Origin of the sequence: Pseudoruegeria aquimaris (genome assembly GCF_900172235.1) — a bacterium.
Taxonomy (GTDB): Bacteria; Pseudomonadota; Alphaproteobacteria; order Rhodobacterales; family Rhodobacteraceae; genus Pseudoruegeria; species Pseudoruegeria aquimaris.
Genome location: NZ_FWFQ01000023.1, coordinates 35,235 through 57,563 on the forward strand (window position 1 = coordinate 35,235; position 22,329 = coordinate 57,563).

Consider the following 22,329-nt stretch of genomic DNA (forward strand, 5'->3'; position numbering starts at 1 on the left):
ATCCGGCGCGCTCAGCCCGGCGGCGGTGTCAGGGTCAGGCTGGCGCCGTTGATGCAATGCAGAAGCTGGTTCTCGATCATCACGATGTGGCCGAGGTGCCCGCCGCAGCGGCGACAATGCGCCTCCACCGCGGCCAGCGCGGCTTGTTCGGGCGTCATGTCCGAGCCCTCCGGCCAGTCCACGCCCATCAGGATCGCATTGGCGATGCCGTGGCGGAAGAACACCCAACCTTTTTCGAGCACGACCTGCCATTTGCCTTCGTAGAGGGGCAGCGCGCAGCCCTTGCAGGCATAGGTGCCTTCAGCAACCTGGCTCCAGAAGGGGCTGCTTTTCGGGATTTCAGTGCCCCCGCGGCGCAGGATCTCGTAGTCATGATCCCCCAGTTGCGCACGCCATTGCTCGGCGGTTTTCGTGATCTCGTAGGTGAAGCCGTCTTCGCTGCTGAGATAGCGGGCGCTGCGGGGCGGGCTGCGCCCAGGGCGCCGGCGGCGAGGGCTGAGCTGCGCAGGAAAGCGCGGCGGTTCAGGTGTGGGTGGGGCATGGGGATCTCCTTTCGTTGGCCGCGCGGGCGCGCGCGGGATCGGCCCATGCTAGGCGCCCCCGGCACGCACGCACCACGCAAAGCCCCGTGACGGATTGGTGAGCAGATTTGCGCCAAGCGGCTGCGAACAATGAGAAAAGTCCGTGAGCTCACGTGGGCCGTCACCAACAGGTTACAGCCGCCGGCATTTGCGCGCGCCGGAGCGTGAACCGGCGATCACGCCGCGTCCTGCGCATGTGTTCGGCCGTCAGCAAGCGTTAATTTACGCCACCGGCCGGCCGTTGGATGCTTGGATCAGGCCACGTGCTCCCGCGTGGCAGGACATGCGAAAGGAAAAACAGATGAAACAGCAACTCAAAGCCCTGATGGCCGCCGCCACGCTCATGGTTCCCACGGCCGGCGCGGTCTCCGCGATGACGGATGCGGACGTGATGTCGATGGGGCATTCGATGCTCGTGGGCGCGATCGTCAACCAGCTCAGCTCCAGCGGGCTGGATACCTCCGGCGTCAGCAAGCTGACCCTCAACGAGGCGGCGCAGATCTCGCTGATCCTGCGCGATGGTTCGGAATCCGAAGTCGACAAGACCCGCCGCATCGAGTTGATCCTGGATCGCGCCGCCGCCCGCTGACACCCCGCGCAGCGGAACCAACGAAAAAGGCCCCGGCAATCCGCCGGGGCCTTTCCTGTCGTCAGGAAGGAGAGGCGACTCAGTCGTCGGCCTTTTCCTTCTTCTCGTCCTTGATCTCTTCGCCGGTCTCCTGGTCCACGACCTTCATGGAGAGGCGCACCTTGCCGCGATCGTCGAAGCCGAGCAGCTTCACTTTCACGTCCTGGCCCTCTTTCAGCACGTCGGAGGGGTGGTTCAGGCGGCGGTTTTCGATCTGCGAGACGTGCACGAGGCCGTCACGCTTGCCGAAGAAGTTCACGAAGGCGCCGAAATCGACGATCTTCACGACCTTGCCGTCGTAGATCTGGCCGGCTTCCGGCTCCGCCACGATCGAGTAGATCATGTCGTGGGCCTTCTTGATGGCTTCCGCGTCGGCGGAGGCGATCTTGATCACGCCGTCGTCGTTGATGTCGACTTTCGCGCCGGAGGTTTCCACGATTTCGCGGATGACCTTGCCGCCGGAGCCGATGACTTCGCGGATCTTGTCGGTCGGCACGGTCATCGTCTCGATGCGCGGGGCATGATCGGAGAACGCTCCGGCCTCGGACAGGGCCTTGGACATCTCGCCGAGGATGTGGAGGCGGCCTTCCTTGGCTTGCGCCAGGGCTTTCTCCATGATCTCGGGCGTGATGCCGGCAACCTTGATGTCCATCTGCAGGGAGGTGATCCCGGCTTCGGTGCCTGCCACCTTGAAGTCCATGTCGCCGAGGTGATCCTCGTCGCCCAGGATGTCGGTCAGGATGGCGTAGGAGCCGTCTTCTTCCAGCACGAGGCCCATGGCCACGCCGGCGACCGGTGCCTTCAGCGGGACGCCCGCATCCATCATCGACAGCGAGCCGCCGCAGACGGAGGCCATCGAGGAGGAGCCGTTGGACTCGGTGATCTCCGACACCACGCGGATGGTGTAGGGGAAATCGGTCGGAGCCGGCAGAACCGCCTGCAGCGCGCGCCAGGCCAGCTTGCCGTGGCCGATTTCGCGGCGGCCCGGCGAGCCGACACGGCCCACTTCACCCACGGAATACGGGGGGAAGTTGTAGTGCAGCAGGAAGTTGGACTTGTAGGTGCCGGTCAGCGCGTCGATCATCTGCTCGTCGTCGCCGGTGCCCAGCGTGGTGACCACCAGCGCCTGGGTCTCGCCGCGGGTGAACAGGGCGGAGCCGTGGGCGCGGGGCAGAACGGAGACTTCGCTCTCGATGGGGCGCACCGTGGTGGTGGAGCGGCCGTCGATGCGGAGGCCCTTCTTCACGACGTCGCCGCGCAGGATGGTGGACTCGAGCTTCTTGAGCGCGGAGCCGAGGTTGGCGTCTTCGAGCTGTTCCTCGGTGAGCGCGGCCTTGATCGCCTCGCGGGCGGCGGCCACGGCGGCCACGCGCTCTTGCTTGTCGGTGATCGCGTAGGCGGCGCGCATCTGCTCCTCGCCGGCGGCTTTCACGGCCTCGTAGAGGGCGCTGTAGTCCGGGGCTTCGAACTGGAAGGGCTCTTTCGCGCATTCCTCGGCCAGCGAGATGATCAGGTCGATCACCGGTTGGATCTGCTGGTGCGCGAAGTTCACGGCGCCCAGCATCTCGGCTTCGGTCAGCTCGTAGGCTTCCGATTCCACCATCATCACGGCGTCCTTGGTGCCGGCGACGACGAGGTCCAGGCGCTGCTCCGGGTTGGTGCGCAGCATGTGCATGTCGTCGCAGGACGGGTTCAGCACGTATTCGCCATCCACGTAGCCCACGCGGGCGCCGGCGATCGGGCCCATGAAGGGCGCGCCGGAGATGGTGAGCGCGGCCGAAGCGGCGATCATGGCAACGATGTCGGGATCGTTCACGAGGTCATGGGACAGAACGGTGCACATCACGAGCACTTCGTTCTTGAAACCGGGGACGAAGAGCGGGCGGATCGGGCGGTCGATCAGGCGCGCGGTCAGCGTTTCCTTCTCGGTCGGGCGCGCCTCGCGCTTGAAGAAGCCGCCCGGGATCTTGCCGGCGGCGTAGTATTTTTCCTGGTAGTGCACCGTGAGCGGGAAGAAATCCTGCCCCGGCTTCTGTTCCTTGGCGAAGGTCACGTTGGCCATGACCGAGGTTTCGCCGAGGGTGGCGATGACGGTGCCATCGGCCTGGCGGGCAACCTTGCCCGTTTCGAGAGTGAGGGTTTCGTCGCCCCACTGCATCGATTTCTTGGTTACATCAAACATCTAGCGTATCCTGTAAGGAAGATATCCGGGCGTTCCCGGGTCTCCCTGATGAAATGGCGGCCCCATTGCCGCCGGCCCCATCCATCTTAACTTCGAGCGCCGGGGCCCCTGCGCAACGTCTCAGATGTTTCGCGCATACTAGAGAATGGTCCGGATTGGAAGGGGGCGGGTGCGATCGGGCGTTGCACAAGGCACCCCTGCCGCATCTGACAGACACCACCGCCGGTGCGCTCGTGGAATTGACGCCTGAAGCAACTTTTGGTTGTGTGTCCGCAGAGGCTTCGGAGTGGCACCCTTGGGCGAAATCACCATCGTCATCGCGACATACAACCGCCCGAAGGTGCTGCAACGGGTGCTGCGCACGGTTCGGGCGCAGACGGTGCAGGATTGGGAGGCGCTCATCATCGGCGATGGCTGTGATGCCGAAACCGGCGAGATGATCGCGGCCTTCCGGGATCCGCGCCTGCGCTACGTCAACCTGCCGGAGCGGTTCGGCGAACAGGCGGGGCCGAATTCCGTCGGGATGGCGCTGGCGCAGACGCCCTACGTGACCTTCCTGAACCACGATGACTACTGGCTGGAGACCCACCTGGAAAGCTGCCTCGACGGTTTGAAGGGCGGCGAGGCCCCCTTCTACTGGTCGCGCGCGGCCTTCTTCACCAACCGGGGGGCCGCGCCGGAGCGGACCTTCTTCTTGGAGCTGTCGCCGCCGGGCCGGACGTTCGCCGATCTCCACACGCACAAGTTCTTCGTGGCCGAACCGCTGAGCTCCTGGGCTGCCCGCCGCAGCGCTCTGGAGGCGCTTGGCCCGTGGAAGCTGGCCAGCCAGACGGGGCTGACCCCGATCGCGGAATTCGCCATGCGCGCGGCCCGGCACGGGTATGAGGTGGCCAACGGGGCGGAGATCACCGTGCTCAAGGACAACATGCACGTCCCGCCGCCGATCTACGCCGATCCGGCGGATTACGCCGAGCGCTGGGTGCGGATGATCGAGGCGGGGCAGGGCGATGCGATCCGGGCGGAAATCCGCGAGGACATCTGGCTTTCGGAGGCGCTGGAACTGCACCGCAGGCCCGCCATCGAGCGGGGCGACGGCGCGCGCGTCGATCCGCTGCGCGCCGACCGGCAGACCGGCATCAATCTGCGCGATCTGGAAGAGCGGGCGCGGGGCAGGGCCCCGGCGCTGCTGAACCGGACGTTGGAAAACCGGACGGGGAAGGCCCTTGCCCGCCAGCCCGATCTTGCAGAGATGATCCGTTTCGCCAAGGGGGCGCTGGGATGAAGGTGCTCGAGGGCAGGAAGGCGGTGTCCGATTTCGTGGCAGCGGTGCGCGCCGCGGCGGGCAAGAAGATCCGGCGCGTTGCTTTCGAGGACTGCCGCGATTGGCATTTCACCCCGGACGGTGCCTTCGCCCATCGCAGCGGCCGGTATTTCTCGGTGGCCGGGATCTCCGCGCCGCCGACGATGCACAGCCGCATGCCGGCGGACTGCGTGATGATCGACCAGCCCGAGGTCGGCTGGCTGGCCTTTCTCGTGCGTCCTTCCGATGCGGGGCTCCAATGGTTGCTTCAGGCCAAGACGGAGCCGGGAAACCTGGCCGAAACCAGCATCGCGCCGACCGTGCAAGCGACGCGCTCGAACTTCGAACGGGTGCACGGGGGCGAGGCGACGCGTTTTCTGGATCGGTTGACGGAGGCGCCGGCCTTCCTGTCCGATGCGCCCCACTCCGAACAGGGCACGAAATTCCTCTGGAAGTTCAATCGCAACAGCGTTGCCGCGGTCGAAGCGGGCATGGAACCCGAGGCCGCGGACGGGCGGCTCTGGCGCTGGGCGACCTCCGCCGCGTTGCGCGAGAGTCTGTCGGTCAACCACCTCGTCAACACCGATGCGCGCTCGGTGATCGCGACGGCGCCCTGGGCGCTTTTGGCCGATGGTGGCCCGCTGTTCTCGGCGGACGTCCTGCGCGCCTCCTACGAGTTGGAAAAGCCATGGGAGGCGGAACAGCTCAAGCCGCTCGTCTCGCCTCTTGGCCCGTTGCGCGCCCCGAACTGGCGGCGGGTGCCGCTGACCGGGCTGGAGGGCTGGCAGATGCGTGATGGCGCGCTGCGTGATCCCGCCGGACAGGAAGCCGTGGCCTGCTATGACGTGGAACTCGCGGGGCGTGAAGTGGGGCACTGGCAGCAACCCTTCCTGGTGGGTACGCAGCCGGCGGAGCAGGTGCTTTTCATGCGCATCGATGCAGGCAAGGCGGAATTCTACCTGCGCGTCTATCACGAGGTCGGATTCGGACGCAGGCGCGAGTTCGGGGCTTCGACGAGCTCCGAGTTCGACACGCCCCCCTTCCTGCGCAACTGGCGCCGGCAGGGGGAGCCGCGGAAGATCATGGCGCTGCGGCAGAGCGACGAGGGCGGGCGCTTCATGCGTGCGGATGCCGTCTACCGCATCGTTCTGTTGCAGAACCCGCCACCGAAGCAGCGCATGCCCGTCGGGGCCTGGGTCGATCTCTCGACGCTGGAGAAGCTCTGCCGCACCGCCGGGCGCACCACCAACGAGCTGCGCACGCTGGCCTCGATGATCCTGAGCCGCGCATTCGATGCGGCCTGCGCGGATCTCTAGGGGTTGAGTCGCGGGCCGGCGCCCGGAAGGCGCGGGCGAAACATGCGAACCGGTTTGGAAAGCTAACCAATTCCACCGGGTGCAATTTGCGCCTCGTGCATAGCTGCTGCGACATTCCTGCATGGCTTGCCTGCAGAGAGGCGACCCTGTCGCCCCTGTTTTCTCTTTATCCATTTTTTTCAATGCGTTGGCGGCGGCGGCGGCGTGGTTTCCCCCGCGAAACGGCCCTTTCGGGCCCCGCCCTCTTGAAACCTGTGATTTCTCCCCTAGCCATGCGCCGCGCGGAGTGGAATGTAGCGCGCCATGGCGCGGACCGCCTGCCCTGTCCGGGTGGGGATCTCGGGTATCGGAGCACTGCCGATGCCCCGCCGCGCGAGGGATCCGAAAAGGGCGCCCCGGTGCCCGGAAAAGAAAAGGTCAAAAGTCATGGGACTGACGTGCAAGGACGTGATGGTGCCGCCGGAAGAGCAGATCACCATCGGCCCCGAAGAAAGCGTTGCCACCGCCTTCCAGCTTATGCGCAAGAACCGCGCGCGTTTCCTGCCGGTGGTCGATGAAGAAGGCAGGTATCTGGGCGTGTTCACCGCGCCGACGCTGCTGAAGCTCTTCCTGCCCAAGGCCGCGATCATTGGCCTGAACGACTCCACCAGCCGCATGAGCATGGGGCACCTGACCTTCATGAACCTCGAGAAGGAAGATTTCGACAACCAGCTCGAGGCGCTGAAATACGAGAAAGTCGTGAACAACATGTCCAACCCCGACAACATTCCCGTCGCGGCCCCGGACACGCCGATCATGGAAGGCATCTTCCTCTACTACAAGTTCAAGCGCCACGTCGTTCTCGTCGATCCGGAAACCGGGCGGTTCGTCGGCACCGTGTCCAGCAACTCGCTGCTGGATCGCGCGCTCAGCTGAGCTTCTCCTCCCCAATCTCCTCCAAGAACAAACGGACAGAACCCGTGTCAGAACACACCGCCTCCCACGGAGAAGCCGCATTCTCCGTCCCCGATCTCCTCGGTATCGATCCGCTCTGGGTCGCCACCGGCATCCTCGTCCTCGTCTACGCGGTGCTGATCACCGAGAAGGTGAACCGCGCCATCCTCGCCATGCTCGGCGCCTCGCTGATGGTGCTCTTCGGCATCCTGAACCAGGAGCAGGCCGTCAACGGCGTGGACGCCAACACGCTGGCGCTGCTCATCGGCATGATGGTGATCGTTGGCATCACCTCCAAGAGCGGCCTTTTCCAGTTCGTCGCGATCAAGGCGGCGAAATCGGTGAAGGCCGATCCCACCGGCATCCTCATCATGCTCACGCTGATCACCGCCGTCTTCTCGGCGCTGCTCGACAACGTGACGACCGTGCTGCTGATCGCGCCGATCACGCTGCTGATCACCGATGCGCTGGAAACCAAGGTGTTTCCCTTCTTCCTGGCCGAGATCCTCGCCTCCAACGTGGGCGGCACGGCCACGCTGATCGGTGATCCGCCCAACATCATCATCGGCTCGGCGGCCGGGCTGAGCTTCAACGAGTTCGTCGTGAACCTCGCGCCGATCGCGGCCATCTGCCTCGTGGTGCTGACCGGGATCATCTACCTGATGAACCGCAAGGCGCTGGCAGCGATCCCGAAATCGGCCTCCGAGCGGATCATGAAGTTCAACGAGGGCGAGGCCATCACCGACCGCGGCCTGATGATCAAGTCGCTCTGCGTGCTGGCGCTGGTGCTGCTGGGCTTCACGCTCGGCCACAGCTACGGCATCCAGCCGGGCACTTCGGCACTGGCCGGCGCGGGCCTTCTGATGCTGCTGGCCTACGGCCACCAGCACGGCGAGGAGCAGTCCGAATCCGTGCACCACATCTTCGGCGAAGTGGAATGGATCACCATCTTCTTCTTCGGCGGCCTCTTCGTCATCGTGGCCGGCGTGGAGCATGTCGGCCTGCTGGAGTTCTTCGCGCACAAGGTGCTGGAAATCACCGAGGGCGACCTGGAGAAGACGGCGCTGCTGATCTTCTGGGCTTCGGGCATCCTCTCGGCGATCCTCGACAACATCCCCTTCGTGGCCACGATGATCCCGCTGATCGAAAGCACGGCGGACACCTTCGGCGGCCCGGACGCGATCGAGCCGCTGTGGTGGGCGCTGGCGCTGGGCGCCTGCCTCGGCGGCAACGGCACCCTGCTGGGCGCCTCCGCCAACCTCACCGTCGCGGCCTTCGCGGAGAAGGCGAAACAGCCGATCGGCTTCGTGCAATTCACGAAATACGCCTTCCCGATCATGCTGCTGACGCTGGCGATCTCCCACGTCTACATCTGGCTGCGCTACTTCTGAGCGGCGCGTCTCGCCAAAAGGCTTCCTGAACGACAGGGGCAAGCGGCTGGCGCCGCTTGCCCCTTTTTGTTGCCTGCTCGCATCTGCGGCTGCTTTGCCTGTTGTCCGCTGCCTCTTCCCGCATCGGGGGGATGCGCCCGGAGCGGGATCCGGTTACCTGCGGGGGGCGCCCTCGGGCTTGTTCCGCTCAAGGGCGGCGCGGATCTCGTCGGATCCCAGCGCGGGATTTGCACGTTTCAGGCAGGACTCGACGGCCGAGAGGTCGGGGCGCTCGGGGCGTTGGCCGCCACCGCGCTCCATCTTCGGGAAGCAGGCGGATACGGCGCTTTCGCTGAGGCCGAGATCCGCGGCGATCCTGTCGAAGGCGGGTTTCGGCGGCCCCTGGCGCGCCTGGGCGGAAACCGCTGGTGCGCAGGCCAGGGCCGCGGTGAGCGCGAGGGCGAATTGGAGAGGTTTTGTCACCTGTCTGCTCCGTCTTTTCGTGTCTTGGATTTCTGAAACGAAGCAGCGCCCGGCTTCCGTCGCCGAAAAATCCACGAGGATCCGGAACATCCGTGCGAGCAGGCACAAAAAAACCGCGCCTCCGGAGAGGCGCGGCCTGTCGCACAGAGACTGTGGCGATCGTGGCTCAGCGGCGGATGCCGAGGCGCTCGATCAGGCTCTGGTAACGGGCTTCATCCTTGCCCTTCAGGTAGTCCAGCAGCTTGCGGCGCTGGGCGACCATCTTCAGAAGGCCACGGCGGCCGTGGTTGTCCTTCTTGTGGGTCTTGAAGTGCTCGGTGAGCGTGTTGATGCGCGAGGTCAGGATGGCAACCTGGACTTCCGGGGAGCCGGTATCGCCTTCCTTGGTGGCGAATTCCTTGATGACGCGTTCTTTTTCTTCAACGGTGATCGACATCGGGGTCTCCTAAAGGTTTGAGTTCATGTCATGGCGCAAGCCGGGATGTCGTCCAGCAGGGCCCGTGGAGGCCTTCCCGCAGGGGGAAGATGGGCGCGTATACGCAGAATCGCGGCGCGTGGAAAGGGAAAAATGCAGGCTGGCGGCGGGCTGGCCCTAGGTGAGCAGGGCGATCTGGCTGGGATCGAGCCCGGAGACGCCCTTCAGCGTGGCGATATGCACGCCGTCGAGGAAGATCTCGCTGTCGGGCCCGGAACCGGTGTCCACTTCCTGGAGCGTGATTTCCGGCAGCACGTCGGCCGGGCCGGAATACTGGATCAGCAGGGCATCCTCATCGACGTTGAAATCCATGATGGTGGCCTCGCCGCCCTCTTCGATCCAGTCGCCCACGAGGAAGGCATCCGAGCCTTCGCCGCCGGTGCCCACGTCCTCGTTGCCGAGCGCGAGGGTATCGTCACCCTCGCCGCCGTTGAGGAAATCCTGATCGTCGATCTCGCTTCCGTCCGGGCCTTCCACGGTGCCGATCAGCGTGTCGTTGCCGGCGCCGCCCATGATGGCATCCGCGCCTTCGCCGCCGGACACGGTATCATCGCCGTAGCCGCCTTCGAGCAGGTCGTCTCCCGCGCCGCCGGCGAGCCTGTCATCGCCCTCGCCGCCGATCAGCGTATCGGCCCCGCCTTCGCCGGAGAGCGTATCGTCGCCACCCCAGCCGCGCAGGAGATCGTCGCCTTCGCCGCCGAGCAGGGCATCGTTTCCGTCACCACCGACCACGTCGTCCGCCCCGGTGCCGCCCGTCAGGAGATCGTCTCCGGACTGGCCGAGAATGTCGTCGGAGCCTGCGCCGCCGTCGATGATGTCGTGCCCGCCGCCGCCGGCGAGCAGATCGTTGCCGCCGTTGCCGGAGATCACGTCGTCGCCTTCCGTGCCTTCCAGCACGTCATCGCCTTCGCCGCCCTCGACGTCCTCGCCGCCGAGCATCACGTCGGCCATCACGCCCGCGGCCAGCAGGCCGAACAATCCCACCAATCCCAACATGGCAAACCGCCTCACCGTTCACGCCCGCGCAAGCGATTCGCGGGCCTCAGGAAAACTAAACCCGAGGCAGATTAGGACGGCGTTAATAATTGAGAAACTTTTAGGTAAATCCTATTCGCCCGCCGACTCGACCGGGGTGTTGCGGCCGTTCTGCCCGGCCTGGATTTCCTGGGCGATCTCGCTGGCCCAGTCGCCCACGATCGGGATGAAATCGATCTTGGAGAGCGAGTAGATCACCGCCGAGACGAGCACCGAGGCGCCGATGACCGTGCCCAGCCCCAGCGCGAGGCCGCGCGCGAACTGGAACATCAGCGTGCGCCAGATGTTGTTGTTGATGCGCACGATGCGGTGGTTGTTGAAGATCTCGAGTTCGCGGCGGATGCCGGCGAGCTCTTCGTTCAGCTTGTCCTGGTCTGTGCTCATCCTGTCCCTTCCGGTTTGCTCCACGTTACCCGTCCCGCGCGGCGGTGCAAGGCCTGCGCAAGGGCGATGCAAAAGGGGGGGGCGGGGTCAGGGCGTGGGCAGCCAGGGGCGCGGGGCCTCGCTGTAGGCTATGTAGAGCGGATGCTTGGGGTGGCCGGCCTTGGAGAGGCCGAGGTGGAAGAGCGGCAGGCCGGTTTCGCGTAGCAGGGCTTCCACCGCGGGGCCGCGTCCGAGGTGTTCGCCGTGGGTGCCCCAGGCGCAGATGATCTGATCGGCCCAATGGGCGGCTTCGAGGATGGCGGCGTCGTTCTCGGGGCCCACCGGATCGGCCGCGGCGCGCATCTTGCGCGGATCGGTGTCGCGCCAGGCGAAGATGTTGCAGACGCGGAAGGCCCCGAAGCCCAGCGTGCGCGCCCGGCGTTCGCAGCGTTCCACGGTGGGATCGTTCTGCACTTCCGTGGCCGTGGAGGGGTTGAGCATCAGGAAGAAGGCCCGGCGCCCGGCCGGATCCCACGTGCGGGTCAGCGCGTAGCGGTAGCGCTCGCAATCGGAGTAGATCGCGGTGGAGGCGGCGTCGTCTTTCTGGTGGGTGCGGGTGATCATGCTCTGATGGCCCGCCGGTGGCGATGTCGGATGCCTCCGGCGGGGATATTTGCGGAACAAAGTGGAGCAGGGCGCTCTTTGGGCGCCCCGCTGGGTCAGATTCCGGCGTCCACGATCGCCTGGGCGAGGATCGGAACGGTCTGCGCGTTGAGGCCGGCGATGTTCATGCGGCTGTCGCCGACCATGTAGATCGCGTGATCTGCGCGCAGTTTCTCCACCATCTCCGGCGTGGTGCCGAGGCGGGAAAACATGCCGCGGTGCTGGGCGAGGAAACCGAAGCGGTCGGAGCCCGAGAGACGCTGGAGCTCGCTTGCGAGCTGTTCGCGCAGCGCGAGCATGCCGAGGCGCACCTCTTCCAGTTCGGCCTCCCAGTCGGCGCGCAGGGCGGGATCGGTGAGGATCATCGTCACCAGCCGGGCGCCGTGATCAGGCGGGAAGGAGTAGTTCTGGCGGTTCAGGAAGGCGAGGCTCCCCTGTGCGAGGGGCTGGCCGTCGGCCTTTTCCGAGATCGCCATCAGAACGCCGGTGCGCTCGCGGTAGATGCCGAAGTTCTTGGAGCAGGAGGCGGCGATCAGGCACTCGGGCATCTCGCTCGCGACCATGCGCACGGCGGCGGCGTCTTCCTCGAGCCCGTCGCCGAAGCCCTGGTAGGCGATGTCCACGAAGGGCACCGCGCCGACCTCCTGCAGGACGGCGATCACCTCGGCCCATTGCGCCAGCGTGAGGTTGGCGCCCGTAGGGTTGTGGCAGCAGCCGTGCAGCAGCACCACGTCACCGGCCTTCACCTGCGCGAGATCTTCGAGCATGCCTTCGAAATCGACGCCGCGGGTTTCGTCGTCGAAGTAGCGGTACTCCGCCAACGGCATCTTGAGGAATTTCAGGATCGAGGGGTGGTTGGGCCAGGTCGGGGCGGAGAGCCAGACGGTGGCTTCGGGGTTCACCCATTTGATCAGTTCGAAGCCCTGCCGGATGGCGCCGGTGCCGCCCGGGGTTGCCACGGCGGCGATGCGGGCGCGTTCGACGGAGGTGCCCAGCACCAGATCGATCATCGCGTCGCTGAAGGCGGGATCGCCTGCGAGCCCGGTGTAGGCCTTGGTGGTCTCGGTTTCCCAGAGCGTCTTCTCGGCGGCCTTGATGGCGCGCATCACCGGGGTGACGCCCTCGGCGTTCTTGTAGACGCCGACGCCCAGGTCGATCTTGCCCGCGCGGGGGTCTTCGCGGAAGGCCTGCATCAGGGCGAGGATCTTGTCGGCGGGTTGGGGTTGGAGGAGTTCGAGCATGGTTACGCTTCGCCGGTTGCTACGTTGAGGTAAGGGAACATGCCCCACTCGGCCCAGGAGCCGTCGTAGAGCGCGTGGTCGCGGTGGCCCAGGCGCTCCAGCGCGAGGGAGAGAATGGCGGCGGTGATGCCGGAGCCGCAGGTGGTGATCACGGGCTTGGCCAGATCCACGCCGGCGGCTTCGAAGATCGCGCGGGTTTCCTCGGGCGATTTCATCGTGGCATCGGCGTTGAGCAGGCTGGCGTAATGCACGTTGCGCGAACCGGGGATGTGGCCGGCGCGCAGGCCGGGGCGGGGCTCCGGATCTTCGCCACGGAAGCGCGAGGGCGAACGGGCATCGACGATGGCGTGATCGCCCAGCTTCGCCGCGTGGGCCACCTGGGTGACGTCCTTCACCAGTTGCGCCTGGCGCTGCACCGTCATGTGGCGGTCGCGGATGATCGGGGGCATGTCCTCCACCGGGCGGCCCTCGGCCTGCCATTTGGGCAGGCCGCCGTCGAGCACGGCCACGTCCGTCTTGCCCATGAGCCTGAACAGCCACCAGACGCGGGCGGCGGAGAACAGCCCGGCGCCGTCGTAGACCACGACCTGGTGGCCGTCGCCCACGCCCATGGCGCGCATGCGGGACATGAACTTCTCCACCGGGGGCGCCATGTGGGGCATCTCGGAGCGGTGATCGCTGATCTCTTCGATGTCGAAGAAACGTGCGCCGGGGATGTGAGCGGCGTCGTATTCGGCCTTCGGATCGCGGCCCTCGGTGGGCAGATACCAGGAAGCGTCGAGAATCCGCAGATCGGGATCCTTCAGATGGGCCGCGAGCCACTCCGTGGATACCAGCGTTTTCGGATCGTCGGTTGCCATGCCTTCCCCCCTGATTGCGCAGCCCGCAGCCGGCCGGGACGCGCCCCGGGCGGGCAGCCCTTGCCTAGCGCCGGGACGGGCGAAGGGCAAGCAAATAGGCGGCCTACTCGCCGTGGCGCAGCAGGCGCTGCTTCTGCCGGCCCCAATCGCGCTTGGCCTCGGTCTCGCGCTTGTCCACCGTCTTCTTGCCCTTGGCGATGCCGATCTTCAGTTTCACGTAGCCCTTGTGGTTGAAGTAGAGCACCAGCGGCACCAGCGTCATGCCCTTGCGCTGGGTGTCGCTCCAGAGGCGGGCCAGCTCCTTGCGGGAGACCAGCAGCTTGCGCTTGCGGCGCTCTTCGTGGCCGAAGGTTCTGGCCTGCTCGTAGGGTGCGATGTAGCTGTTGGTGAGCCAGAGCTCTCCGTTCTCCACCGAGGCGTAGCTTTCGGCGATGTTGGCCTGCCCGCTCCGCAGGGATTTGACCTCGGAACCCTGAAGCACGATGCCGCATTCGAGATCGTCCTCGATCGCGTAATCGTAGCGGGCGCGCCGGTTCTCGGCGATCACCTTGTAGTTCTTTTCTTCCGGGGTCTGCTTTTTCTTGGCCATGGGCGGCATCTAAGCGGTGGGAGGGCGTAAGTCCAGAGGCGCAGCGCCGGCCTGCGCGCGGGAAAAGGCGTTGACCTTCCCCTTGGTGGAAGCCGCAGGGAGGGGCGAAGGAAAGCAGTCGCGAAAGGAGGCGGGATGCGCAAGGCGATGATCGGTGTGGCCCTCGTGCTGGTGGCACTGGGCGGGCTCGCATGGTTGCGGACGAATAACGAGGTGGCCGTTTCCGGCGGCACGGGGGCGGAAGGGGCGCAACCGGGCACCGAGGCGATGGTTCGGATCGTGCTGCCGGAGGCACTGTCGGAGAACGCGGTGATCGGCAAACGGGCGTTCGACGCCAATTGCGCGGAGTGCCACGGGGCAAATGCCGCGGGGCAGAACGGCGTGGCGCCGCCGCTGGTGCACAAGATCTACGAGCCTTCCCACCACGGCGACGAAAGCTTCCAGCGGGCCGTCGCGCAGGGCGTGCGCGCCCATCACTGGAGCTTCGGCAACATGCCGCCCGTGGCCGGGCTGAGCCGGGCCGACGTGGCGATGATCATCGCCTACGTGCGCGAACTGCAGCGCGCCAACGGGATCGAGTGACCATGACGGTGCGCGCGGTTTTGGCTGGCCTGGCTCTCGGTTGCCTCGCGGCGGCCCCGGCGTTCGCGGGCCATGAACTGGAAGGCCGGGACATCGAAGCCGGCAAGGTGCTCTATGTGGAAAACTGCGCGGCCTGCCACGGGGCGAAGCTGGAAGGGCAGCCGAACTGGCGCAGCGCCGGCCCGGACGGCGTGCTTCCGGCTCCGCCCCACGACGAAACCGGCCACACCTGGCACCACGACAACGGGCTCCTGTTCGATTACACTCGTCTGGGCGGGGCCGGGGCGCTGGAGGCGCGCGGCCTTGCGGATTTCAAGAGCGGGATGCCGGCTTTCGAAGGCGTTCTGAGCGATGATCAGATCTGGGATACGCTCGCCTACATCGCCTCGACGTGGCCTGAAGGGATCCGGGACATCCAGAAAAAACGAAACCCGCCGCATTGAGGCGGCGGGGTCCGGTCGATCGGTGGCTCTCCGGCCTCAGTTCAGCAGGCCGGCGTGGCGCAGCGCGTCGTCGATCTTGGCGCGGGTCGGTGCCGTGGCCGGGGTGAGCGGCAGGCGGATCTCGTCGCTGCAGAGGCCGAGCCGGCTCATGGCGTATTTCGCCCCCACGAGGCCGGGTTCGGTGAAGATGGCGATATGCAGCGGCATCAGCCGGTCCAGTAGCGCGAGCGCGGTGGTGTAATCGCCGCTCAGCGTGGCCGCCTGGAACTCGGCGCAGAGCTTCGGCGCGACGTTCGCCGTCACCGAGATGCAGCCCACGCCGCCATGGGCGTTGAAGCCGAGCGCGGTGGCGTCCTCGCCGGAGAGCTGGATGAAATCCGGGCCGCAGGTGATGCGTTGCTGCGGCACGCGGGAGAGATCGCCGGTGGCATCCTTCACGCCCACGATCCGGGGCAGACGCGCCAGTTCGCCCATGGTTTCCGGCGTCATGTCCACGATGGAGCGGCCGGGGATGTTGTAGATGATGATCGGCAGGTTGCAGGCGTCGTGGATCGCTTCGAAATGGGCCTTCAGCCCCTCCTGCGTCGGCTTGTTGTAGTAGGGCGTGACCACGAGGATGGCATCGGCGCCCACCGCCTCGGCGTGCTTGGCAAGGTGGATGGATTCCGCGGTGTTGTTGGAGCCGGCGCCGGCGATCACGGGCACGCGCCCCGCGGCGGCCTTCACCACTTCTTCAACCACGATTTCATGTTCGCGGTGGGTCAGCGTGGGGCTTTCGCCGGTGGTGCCCACGGGCACGAACCCGCTTGACCCTTCGGCGATGTGCCAGTCCACCAGGCGTTTGAGCGTGTCGATATCCAGCTCGCCGTTCTTGAACGGCGTCACCAGGGCTGGAATGGACCCTTTGAACATGACACGTCTCCTCTATTCTGTATGGTGCGGGCGAGTCGCCCGGTTGCAAGCGCGCGGACCCTATCCGCGATCATGGCGCTTGCCAAGTTTGTGAATTGCACCCGGGCCGGGCCGGGCTAGAGTTCTCCGGGGAAGGCCCGAATCCGAGCAGGGGTTTTGCGCGAATGCGAGTTCTGAGCTTACTGGTAAGCATTGCCCTGTTGTGCGTGGCGCCGGCCGCTGGCGCGCAGCAGCCCTCCGAGGCGCGCATTCTCTCCAACGCCTTCGACGCCATGCGGCAGGGCGACTGGGAGGAAGCCACGCGTCGGGCACGCGCCGGGCCCGAGGTGGTGGAAGATCTCGTGGAATGGCACCGCCTGCGCTCCGGCCGTGGCGAGATGGGCGACTACCTCGCCTTCCTGCAGAACAACGCCGACTGGCCGGGCCTGCCGCTGCTGCGTGAACGGGGCGAAGACAGCATTCCGCGCGGCGCCGATCCGCGCCGGGTACTGGCCTTCTTCGAAGGCGCCGAGCCCCGCACCGGCGTCGGCGCGCTGCGGCTGGCCGAAGCCCATGCGGCGCTGGGCCAGAAGGGCGAGGCCGAGGCCGTGCTGGTGCTCGCCTGGCGCACGCTCGATCTCACCCGCGAGGAGCGGGAGGCTTTCCAGCAGCGCCACGGGCGGCTGATCGCGCCCCACGACGAGGCCCGTCTCGACATGCTTCTGTGGCGCGGGGAGCGCGTGCAGGCCGAGGCCATGCTGCCCTTCGTTTCGGAAGGCTGGAAGGCGCTGGCGGCGGCCCGCATCGGCCTGCGCCAGCAGGTGCCCGGCGTCGATGCCCTGATCGAGAAGGTGCCTTCTTCGCTCGCCGATGACCCGGGGCTGGCCTACGAGCGCTTCAACTGGCGCGCCCGCAAGGGGCGCAACGAGGATGCCATCGCGCTTCTGCTGGAACGCAGCACCTCGGCGCAGGCGCTGGGCGAGCCCGGCCGCTGGGCCGGGTGGCGCCGCGCGCTGGCGCGCTCCGAGATGCGCGCCGGGCGCGCACAGACGGCCTATCGCATCGCTTCGCGCCATTTCCTGACCGAGGGCAGCGCCTATGCCGATCTGGAATGGCTTTCGGGCTACCTCGCCCTGCGCTACCTTGACGACCCGCGCCTCGCGCTGGAGCATTTCTCCCGCTTCCGTGCCGCGGTTTCCTCGCCGATCAGCCTCGGCCGGGCGGGCTACTGGCAGGGGCGGGCGCTGGAGGCCATGGGCAACGCCGAGGGCGCGCGCGAGGCCTACGCCTTCGGGGCGACCTACCAGTCCAGTTTCTACGGCCAGCTCGCCGCCGAGGCCGCCGGCCTGCCGATGGACCCGGCGCTGGTGGGGGCGGAGGTCTTTCCGGACTGGCGCGAGGCCGCCTTCATGGACAGCGAGGTGCTGCACGCGGCGCTCATCCTGCACAAGGCGGGCGAGTTGAGCCTCGCGCGCCGGTTCCTGGTGCATCTGGCCGAAACCCAGGATCGCACGGGCCTCGGGCAGCTCGGGGATCTGGCCTTCGCCCTGAACGAGCCGCATATCGCGCTGATGATCGCCAAGCAGGCGGCCTCGCGCGGGCTGGTGATCGACAAGGCCTACTACCCGCTGCACGAGCTGGTGGACGGCCCGATCCCGGTGCCGCCGGAGCTGGCGCTCGCCATCGCGCGCCGGGAGAGCGAGTTCAATCCCGAGGTCGTCAGCCCCGTCGGGGCGCGCGGGCTGATGCAGCTGATGCCGGGCACCGCGCAGGACATGGCCCGCGAGGTCGGCGTCAGCTATTCGCCGGGGCGGCTGCTGAGCGACTGGGCCTACAACGCGAAACTCGGCACCGCCTATCTGAAGGAGCTGATCGACGAGTTCGGCGAGAACTACATCCTCGTCTCCGTCGCCTACAACGCCGGGCCGAGCCGCGCGCGGCGCTGGATCGAGGAACGCGGGGATCCGCGCTCCGCCGGGGTGGATATCGTCGACTGGATCGAGCACATCCCTTTCACAGAGACCCGCAACTACGTGATGCGGGTCACCGAGGCGCTGCCGATCTACCGGGCGCGGATGTCGGGGCAGGTCGGGCGGCCGCGGCTGGCGGAAGAGCTGAACGGCTCCTGACGGGGCTTGCCGGGACGCGCTGCCCCACGTGCAGGGATCATGTGGGGCGCTGCCCCACACCCCGGGATATTTGCGGAACAAAGTGGATCAGGAGGCCGGTTTGGCCGGATCCTCGGGAGGTGGGGCCGGTTTGCGGCTGCGCAGCAGGGTGAAGATGCCGGCGGCGGTGACGATGGCTGCGCCGAGCGCCACGTTGGGCCGCAGGGCTTCGCCGAAGACGAGGATGCCCATCGAGGCGGCGAAGACGAGTTGCAGGTAGGCGAAGGGCTGCACCGCGCTGGCCTCGGCCACGGCGTAGCATTTGATCAGCAGCCAGTGGCCAAGGGCGCCGAAGACGCACAGCAGCGCCATCCAGCCCCAATCGGCCGCGGCCATGGGCTGCCAGGACCAGAGCCCCACGGCCGTCATGGCGGCGGCGCCGACGGTGCCCGTCCAGAAGAAGCTGGTGGCGGCGCTGTCCTTGCGGGCGGCGTAGCGGGTGGCGAGGCCGTAGCAGGCGAAGAGCGTGGCGGAGATCAGCGGCACGACGGCGGCCGCGGCGAAGACGCCGGCGCCCGGTTGCAGGATGATGAGCACGCCGAGAAAGCCGATGCCGATCGCGCCCCAGCGCCGCCAGCCGACCTTTTCGCCCAGGACCGGCCCCGAGAGCGCGGCGATGATGAGCGGGTAGCTGGCGAAGACCGCGTGGCTCTCCACCAGCCCCAGCAGCACGAAGGCCAGCACCATGACGCAGATCTCGCAGGCCAGCAGCAGGCCGCGGAAGATCTGCAGCAGGGGCTGCCCGGTGCGGGCGGTGGCTGCCAGTCCGCCGGGGCTGCGCGCGGCGAGCACCACGACGAAGGCCGCGAAGAACCAGTAGCGGATCATCACCACCATCAGCGTGTTGTATTCCGCCGCCAGGTGGCGGGAGATGCCGTCCTGCAGGGCGAAGACGAAGGTGGTGGCGATCATCAGCAGGATGCCGAGGCGGGTGTTCTGCTCGGTCATGGCGGGGTGGGGGCCCCGGTGAGGGTGGCGCGGGTCATGTGGCGCTTGCGGCCGTAGCCGGGGGTGCGCTCCACCGTGAAGCCGGCGGCTTCGAGGCCGCGGCGCACGAAGCCGGCGGCCGTGTAGGTGGCGGCGCTGCCGCCGGGCGCGGTGTGGCGGGCGACCTCGGCCATCAGCGCTTCCTCCCAGAGCTCGGGGTTGCGCGCGGGTGCGAAGCCGTCGAGGAACCAGGCGTCGGCCTTGCCTTCCCAATTTGCCAGTTCCCGCCGGGCATCGCCGATGCGGATGTCGGCCGTGAGATCGGGCAGGGTGATCCGTCGCGCGCCGGCTTCCCATTGTTCCAGGAAGGGATCGGCGATGGCGCGGGCCTCGGGGAAGGCCGCGAGCGCGCGGGCCATCTCCTCGGCGCGCATCGGGTAGGCTTCGAAACTGGTGAAGGCCAGCGGCCCCTGCTGCCCGCTTTCACGCCAGCAGAGCAGCGCGGCGAAGAGGTTGAGCCCTGTGCCGAAGCCCAGCTCCGCGATGTGGAAGCCGGGGCGGAAGCGTGCGGGCAGGCCGTTGCCGGCAAGGAAGACGTGGCGCGTCTCGGCGAGGCCGTTTTCCAGCGAGAAATAGGGATCTTCGAAGCGGCGGGACACCGGCAGCGCGCCGTCGCGCCATTCGAGATTGGCCGTCTGGCTCCGGGGCATGGGATATCCTAAAAGACGTGGGCGAACAGGCGGACAATGGCGAAGGCGGTGGGCGATGGCAACGGTTGATGTGACGGTGCGCGGGGCCGGGATTTTCGGGCTGTCGGTGGCCTGGGCCTGCGTGCAGGCGGGCGCGCGGGTGCGGGTGGTGGATCCGCGCGGCCCCGGAGGCGGGGCCTCGGGCGGGCTCGTGGGTGCGCTGGCGCCGCATACGCCGGAGCGCTGGAACGCCAAGAAGCAATTCCAGTTCGAAAGCCTGATCATGGCGGAAGACTTCTGGCGCGAGATCGCCGAGGCGGGGGGGCAGGATCCGGGATATGCGCGCTCCGGGCGGCTTCAGCCGATCGCGGATGCACGCGCGCTGGCCCTGGCGCAGGAGCGTGCCGCGCAGGCCGAGGTGCTGTGGCGGGGCAAGGCCGAATGGCGCGTGGTGCCGGAAGAGGCGCATGCGGGCTGGGCCCCGCGCAGCCCGACGGGCCTTCTGATCCACGACACCCTGAGCGGACGCATGCATCCGCGGCGCGCCTGCGCGGCGCTGGCGGCGGCGCTGGCCTCCCGAGGGGCCGTGATCGTGGACGAGGCCGCCGACGAAGGCCGCGTGCTCTGGGCCACCGGCCACGAGGGTTTGGCGGCGCTGTCGGAAGCGCTGGGGCGCCCGTTGGGGGGCGGGGTGAAAGGGCAGGCGCTGCTGCTGGAGTTCGCCGCACCGCAGGCGCCGCAGCTCTTCGCCGATTCCCTGCACATCATCCCCCACGCAGATGGCACGGTGGCCATCGGCTCCACCAGTGAGCGGGAGTTCAGCGATCCGGCCTCGACGGACGCGCAGCTGGATGAGATCCATGCCCGCGCGCTCGCCGCCTTCCCGGTGCTGGAGGGGGCACCGGTGCTGGAGCGCTGGGCCGGGGTGCGGCCGCGGGCGCGCAGCCGGGCGCCGATGCTGGGGGGCTGGCCGGGGCGGCCGGGGCATTTCATCGCCAACGGCGGCTTCAAGATCGGCTTCGGCATGGCACCGAAGGTCGCGCAGGTGATGGCGGCGCTGATGCTCGAAGGCCGCGACGACATCCCCGAGGGCTTCCGCGTGGCAGACAACCTCTGACGCTCAGGTCAATGTTCAGGCCAACATCAAGGCCAATGTTCAGGCCAATGTTCAGGCGGGCGTCGCCTCGGCTTCCATGCAGAGCCGACCGTCTTCCCCGCGCACCCATAGGCTATGCCCCTTGCGGCAGAGATCGGCCTTTTCGGAATGCATCACCGGCGCCGTAGCCCGGAAACGGAAGGCCGCGAGCGGGCCGAGTTCGGCCTCGGCCTTTTCCATCAGCAGATGCGCCAGCAGCGGGCCGTGCACCACGAGCCCGCCGTAGCCTTCCACGCGGCGCGCATAGGTTTCGTCGTAGTGGATGCGGTGGCCGTTGAAGGTGAGGGCGGAGTAGCGAAACAGCAGCGTGGTGTCGAAGCCGCGCCGGGTGGCGCTTTCCTCGTCGGTGGCGGCAGGCCGGGCGCGCGGGGGCGGGGCGGAGGGGTCGGCGGCCTCGCGGTAGACGAGATCCTGCCATTCGGTGATGCAGAGAACGCCCGCCTGCCGGATCTCGTGGCGCAGGGTGACGAAGGCGAGCGGGCCGCTGCGTCCTTGCTTGCGGGTTGCGGTTTCCAGCGTGCTCAGCTTCTGTGCCGGCCGGCCGCAGAGCAGCGGCGCATGGAAGGCGAGCCGCCCCCCGGCCCACATGCGCCGGGGCAGACCCATGTCGGGGATCAGCCCGGTGCCGGTGCGCGGGTGGCCGTCGCCACCGAGGGCCGTGGGTGGCTGCGCATCCCAGAAATAGATCTGGTGCCAGAAGGGCGGCAGGGCCTCCCCATCGGCGGGGGGCTGCCCGTCGCGCGCAAGGGCCGCGTGGAGCGCGGCGGCGCGGGCCGGATCGAGCGTGCAGGCAAAGGTTTGGCGTTTTAGGGCTTTCTCTGGCATGATCCCACCCTATTGGAGGAACACAGGTCATTTGAAGGGGGGAACATGCCGAGCGTGTCGTCTCTGGACCATCTGGTACTGACGGTGGCCGATCTCGACGCCACCGTGACATTCTATACCGAGGTGCTGGGCATGGAGGCCCGCAGCTTCACGCCCCAGGGCGGCGAGCCCCGCACCGCGCTGCATTTCGGTTTGCAGAAGCTGAACCTGCACGTTGCCGGCAAGGAGTTCGAGCCCAAGGCGCAGACGCCGCAGCCCGGTTCGGCCGACATCTGCTTCCTGTCGGCCAACAGCCTGAAGAGCTGGCTCGTGCATCTCGCAAGCCACGGGGTGAAGGTGGAGGAAGGCCCGGTGCGCCGCACGGGCGCCACCGGGCCGATCGATTCCCTCTACATCCGCGATCCGGACGGCAACCTGATCGAGATCTCCACCCGTGCCTAGGTCGTGGACTCATAATGTCTGATCCAGAGCCTTGAGCAAGCGAGGTGAAGTGCGGCGAGGAAGTTTGCTGCGGTTTTGAAGTATCGCGTTGCGATGCCGCGGAAGTGTTTGAGACGATTGAAGAACCGTTCGACCTTGTTGCGTTCGCGGTAGAGGTCTCGGTCGACGGTCCTGACCACGCGGACGTT

25 protein-coding genes are annotated in these 22,329 nt (G+C 67.2%); 10 read left to right on the plus strand and 15 right to left on the minus strand.

Translation table 11 applies throughout. The annotated features are described in order from the left end of the window. Positions 1–11 precede the first annotated feature (11 nt). A complete protein-coding gene (locus tag PSA7680_RS18990; protein WP_085869458.1) occupies positions 12–581 on the minus strand; it encodes a peptide-methionine (R)-S-oxide reductase in 570 nt (189 codons plus the stop codon). 301 nt (positions 582–882) lie between these two features. On the opposite strand from PSA7680_RS18990, the gene PSA7680_RS14575 reads away from it, so the two are divergent. Next, positions 883–1,170, plus strand: coding sequence for a hypothetical protein (locus PSA7680_RS14575; protein WP_085869459.1), 288 nt, complete (start codon positions 883–885; stop codon positions 1,168–1,170). 79 nt (positions 1,171–1,249) lie between these two features. Here the strand turns inward: PSA7680_RS14575 and pnp are convergent, their stop codons facing one another. Then, positions 1,250–3,391, minus strand: coding sequence for a polyribonucleotide nucleotidyltransferase (gene pnp, locus PSA7680_RS14580; RefSeq protein WP_085869460.1), 2,142 nt, complete (start codon positions 3,389–3,391; stop codon positions 1,250–1,252). A 295-nt stretch (positions 3,392–3,686) separates the two neighbouring features. Here pnp and PSA7680_RS14585 point away from each other — a divergent pair, with 295 nt between their 5' ends. From PSA7680_RS14585 to PSA7680_RS14600, 4 genes are all read left to right on the plus strand, one after another. Next, positions 3,687–4,673: a glycosyltransferase family 2 protein gene (locus PSA7680_RS14585; protein WP_176244152.1), complete on the plus strand. Its 987-nt coding sequence runs from the start codon at positions 3,687–3,689 to the stop codon at positions 4,671–4,673. Beyond that, on the plus strand, positions 4,670–6,007 hold the full coding sequence (locus tag PSA7680_RS14590) for an NDP-hexose 2,3-dehydratase family protein (RefSeq protein ID WP_085869462.1): 1,338 nt from the start codon (positions 4,670–4,672) through the stop codon (positions 6,005–6,007). Before PSA7680_RS14585 ends, PSA7680_RS14590 begins: the two co-directional genes overlap by 4 nt. Positions 6,008–6,433: 426 nt before the next feature. Further along, on the plus strand, positions 6,434–6,922 hold the full coding sequence (locus PSA7680_RS14595) for a CBS domain-containing protein (RefSeq protein ID WP_176244153.1): 489 nt from the start codon (positions 6,434–6,436) through the stop codon (positions 6,920–6,922). A gap of 44 nt (positions 6,923–6,966) precedes the next feature. Then, positions 6,967–8,331, plus strand: coding sequence for an ArsB/NhaD family transporter (locus PSA7680_RS14600; protein WP_085869464.1), 1,365 nt, complete (start codon positions 6,967–6,969; stop codon positions 8,329–8,331). 153 nt (positions 8,332–8,484) lie between these two features. Here the strand turns inward: PSA7680_RS14600 and PSA7680_RS14605 are convergent, their stop codons facing one another. From PSA7680_RS14605 to smpB, 8 genes are all read right to left on the minus strand, one after another. Continuing rightward, complete coding sequence (locus PSA7680_RS14605; protein WP_139838679.1) at positions 8,485–8,793, minus strand: hypothetical protein; 309 nt, start codon at positions 8,791–8,793, stop codon at positions 8,485–8,487. 166 nt (positions 8,794–8,959) lie between these two features. Next, positions 8,960–9,229: a 30S ribosomal protein S15 gene (gene rpsO / locus PSA7680_RS14610; protein ID WP_085869466.1), complete on the minus strand. Its 270-nt coding sequence runs from the start codon at positions 9,227–9,229 to the stop codon at positions 8,960–8,962. A 156-nt stretch (positions 9,230–9,385) separates the two neighbouring features. Next, complete coding sequence (locus PSA7680_RS14615; RefSeq protein ID WP_085869467.1) at positions 9,386–10,264, minus strand: calcium-binding protein; 879 nt, start codon at positions 10,262–10,264, stop codon at positions 9,386–9,388. A gap of 111 nt (positions 10,265–10,375) precedes the next feature. Then, positions 10,376–10,687 carry a DUF5665 domain-containing protein gene (locus PSA7680_RS14620; RefSeq protein WP_085869468.1) on the minus strand — a complete coding sequence of 104 codons (312 nt, stop codon included), beginning with the start codon at positions 10,685–10,687 and terminating at the stop codon, positions 10,376–10,378. Between the two features lie 87 nt (positions 10,688–10,774). Continuing rightward, positions 10,775–11,290: a DUF1643 domain-containing protein gene (locus tag PSA7680_RS14625; protein ID WP_085869469.1), complete on the minus strand. Its 516-nt coding sequence runs from the start codon at positions 11,288–11,290 to the stop codon at positions 10,775–10,777. A 95-nt stretch (positions 11,291–11,385) separates the two neighbouring features. Then, on the minus strand, positions 11,386–12,570 hold the full coding sequence (locus PSA7680_RS14630; RefSeq protein WP_085869470.1) for an amino acid aminotransferase: 1,185 nt from the start codon (positions 12,568–12,570) through the stop codon (positions 11,386–11,388). A 2-nt stretch (positions 12,571–12,572) separates the two neighbouring features. Then, entirely contained in the window at positions 12,573–13,430 is an 858-nt protein-coding gene (gene sseA, locus PSA7680_RS14635; protein WP_085869471.1) for a 3-mercaptopyruvate sulfurtransferase, read from the minus strand. A 103-nt stretch (positions 13,431–13,533) separates the two neighbouring features. Further along, positions 13,534–14,019: an SsrA-binding protein SmpB gene (smpB, locus tag PSA7680_RS14640; RefSeq protein WP_085869482.1), complete on the minus strand. Its 486-nt coding sequence runs from the start codon at positions 14,017–14,019 to the stop codon at positions 13,534–13,536. A 135-nt stretch (positions 14,020–14,154) separates the two neighbouring features. Here smpB and PSA7680_RS14645 point away from each other — a divergent pair, with 135 nt between their 5' ends. After that, a complete protein-coding gene (locus PSA7680_RS14645) occupies positions 14,155–14,601 on the plus strand; it encodes a c-type cytochrome (RefSeq protein WP_085869472.1) in 447 nt (148 codons plus the stop codon). A 2-nt stretch (positions 14,602–14,603) separates the two neighbouring features. Beyond that, positions 14,604–15,044, plus strand: a complete 441-nt coding sequence (locus tag PSA7680_RS14650; RefSeq protein ID WP_085869473.1) for a c-type cytochrome — start codon at positions 14,604–14,606, stop codon at positions 15,042–15,044. Between the two features lie 36 nt (positions 15,045–15,080). Here the strand turns inward: PSA7680_RS14650 and dapA are convergent, their stop codons facing one another. Next, the gene (gene dapA, locus PSA7680_RS14655) at positions 15,081–15,956 is read right to left on the minus strand and encodes a 4-hydroxy-tetrahydrodipicolinate synthase (protein ID WP_085869474.1); all 876 of its coding nucleotides are present in this window, start codon (positions 15,954–15,956) and stop codon (positions 15,081–15,083) included. A 164-nt stretch (positions 15,957–16,120) separates the two neighbouring features. On the opposite strand from dapA, the gene PSA7680_RS14660 reads away from it, so the two are divergent. Continuing rightward, positions 16,121–18,064 (plus strand): transglycosylase SLT domain-containing protein, encoded by a 1,944-nt coding sequence (locus PSA7680_RS14660; RefSeq protein ID WP_085869475.1) that lies wholly within the window; start codon positions 16,121–16,123, stop codon positions 18,062–18,064. A gap of 87 nt (positions 18,065–18,151) precedes the next feature. Here the strand turns inward: PSA7680_RS14660 and PSA7680_RS14665 are convergent, their stop codons facing one another. Both PSA7680_RS14665 and mnmC2 read right to left on the minus strand, forming a co-directional pair. Then, positions 18,152–19,051, minus strand: a complete 900-nt coding sequence (locus tag PSA7680_RS14665) for a DMT family transporter (RefSeq protein WP_085869476.1) — start codon at positions 19,049–19,051, stop codon at positions 18,152–18,154. Then, complete coding sequence (mnmC2, locus tag PSA7680_RS14670) at positions 19,048–19,740, minus strand: tRNA (5-methylaminomethyl-2-thiouridine)(34)-methyltransferase MnmC2 (RefSeq protein WP_085869477.1); 693 nt, start codon at positions 19,738–19,740, stop codon at positions 19,048–19,050. The genes PSA7680_RS14665 and mnmC2 overlap by 4 nt, the downstream gene beginning before the upstream one ends. A 55-nt stretch (positions 19,741–19,795) precedes the next feature. Between mnmC2 and PSA7680_RS14675 the strand changes: the two genes are divergently transcribed. After that, positions 19,796–20,836, plus strand: a complete 1,041-nt coding sequence (locus PSA7680_RS14675; RefSeq protein ID WP_085869478.1) for an NAD(P)/FAD-dependent oxidoreductase — start codon at positions 19,796–19,798, stop codon at positions 20,834–20,836. Between the two features lie 51 nt (positions 20,837–20,887). Here the strand turns inward: PSA7680_RS14675 and PSA7680_RS14680 are convergent, their stop codons facing one another. Then, the gene (locus PSA7680_RS14680; protein WP_085869479.1) at positions 20,888–21,700 is read right to left on the minus strand and encodes an HTD2 family dehydratase; all 813 of its coding nucleotides are present in this window, start codon (positions 21,698–21,700) and stop codon (positions 20,888–20,890) included. Positions 21,701–21,745: 45 nt separating this feature from the next. On the opposite strand from PSA7680_RS14680, the gene PSA7680_RS14685 reads away from it, so the two are divergent. Then, a complete protein-coding gene (locus tag PSA7680_RS14685) occupies positions 21,746–22,141 on the plus strand; it encodes a VOC family protein (RefSeq protein ID WP_085869480.1) in 396 nt (131 codons plus the stop codon). On the opposite strand, the gene PSA7680_RS14690 is transcribed toward PSA7680_RS14685, so the two are convergent. Next, positions 22,138–22,329: transposase (locus tag PSA7680_RS14690; protein ID WP_217808310.1), on the minus strand; the 192-nt coding region annotated here is incomplete at its 5' end. The two genes, PSA7680_RS14685 and PSA7680_RS14690, sit on opposite strands and share 4 nt — an antisense overlap.

Bases quoted from the DNA above. Each gene is read 5' to 3' on its own strand.
- PSA7680_RS14595 (WP_176244153.1), top strand. From the start codon at position 6,434: ATGGGACTGACGTGCAAGGACGTGATGGTGCCGCCGGAAGAGCAGATC.
- PSA7680_RS14615 (WP_085869467.1), bottom strand. From the start codon at position 10,264: ATGTTGGGATTGGTGGGATTGTTCGGCCTGCTGGCCGCGGGCGTGATG.
- PSA7680_RS14680 (WP_085869479.1), bottom strand. From the start codon at position 21,700: ATGCCAGAGAAAGCCCTAAAACGCCAAACCTTTGCCTGCACGCTCGAT.
- PSA7680_RS14675 (WP_085869478.1), top strand. From the start codon at position 19,796: ATGGCAACGGTTGATGTGACGGTGCGCGGGGCCGGGATTTTCGGGCTG.
- PSA7680_RS14650 (WP_085869473.1), top strand. From the start codon at position 14,604: ATGACGGTGCGCGCGGTTTTGGCTGGCCTGGCTCTCGGTTGCCTCGCG.
- rpsO (WP_085869466.1), bottom strand. From the start codon at position 9,229: ATGTCGATCACCGTTGAAGAAAAAGAACGCGTCATCAAGGAATTCGCC.
- PSA7680_RS14645 (WP_085869472.1), top strand. From the start codon at position 14,155: ATGCGCAAGGCGATGATCGGTGTGGCCCTCGTGCTGGTGGCACTGGGC.
- PSA7680_RS14590 (WP_085869462.1), top strand. From the start codon at position 4,670: ATGAAGGTGCTCGAGGGCAGGAAGGCGGTGTCCGATTTCGTGGCAGCG.
- mnmC2 (WP_085869477.1), bottom strand. From the start codon at position 19,740: ATGCCCCGGAGCCAGACGGCCAATCTCGAATGGCGCGACGGCGCGCTG.
- PSA7680_RS14630 (WP_085869470.1), bottom strand. From the start codon at position 12,570: ATGCTCGAACTCCTCCAACCCCAACCCGCCGACAAGATCCTCGCCCTG.
- PSA7680_RS14665 (WP_085869476.1), bottom strand. From the start codon at position 19,051: ATGACCGAGCAGAACACCCGCCTCGGCATCCTGCTGATGATCGCCACC.
- dapA (WP_085869474.1), bottom strand. From the start codon at position 15,956: ATGTTCAAAGGGTCCATTCCAGCCCTGGTGACGCCGTTCAAGAACGGC.
- PSA7680_RS14625 (WP_085869469.1), bottom strand. From the start codon at position 11,290: ATGATCACCCGCACCCACCAGAAAGACGACGCCGCCTCCACCGCGATC.
- sseA (WP_085869471.1), bottom strand. From the start codon at position 13,430: ATGGCAACCGACGATCCGAAAACGCTGGTATCCACGGAGTGGCTCGCG.
- PSA7680_RS14620 (WP_085869468.1), bottom strand. From the start codon at position 10,687: ATGAGCACAGACCAGGACAAGCTGAACGAAGAGCTCGCCGGCATCCGC.
- pnp (WP_085869460.1), bottom strand. From the start codon at position 3,391: ATGTTTGATGTAACCAAGAAATCGATGCAGTGGGGCGACGAAACCCTC.
- smpB (WP_085869482.1), bottom strand. From the start codon at position 14,019: ATGGCCAAGAAAAAGCAGACCCCGGAAGAAAAGAACTACAAGGTGATC.
- PSA7680_RS14660 (WP_085869475.1), top strand. From the start codon at position 16,121: ATGCGAGTTCTGAGCTTACTGGTAAGCATTGCCCTGTTGTGCGTGGCG.
- PSA7680_RS14575 (WP_085869459.1), top strand. From the start codon at position 883: ATGAAACAGCAACTCAAAGCCCTGATGGCCGCCGCCACGCTCATGGTT.
- PSA7680_RS14685 (WP_085869480.1), top strand. From the start codon at position 21,746: ATGCCGAGCGTGTCGTCTCTGGACCATCTGGTACTGACGGTGGCCGAT.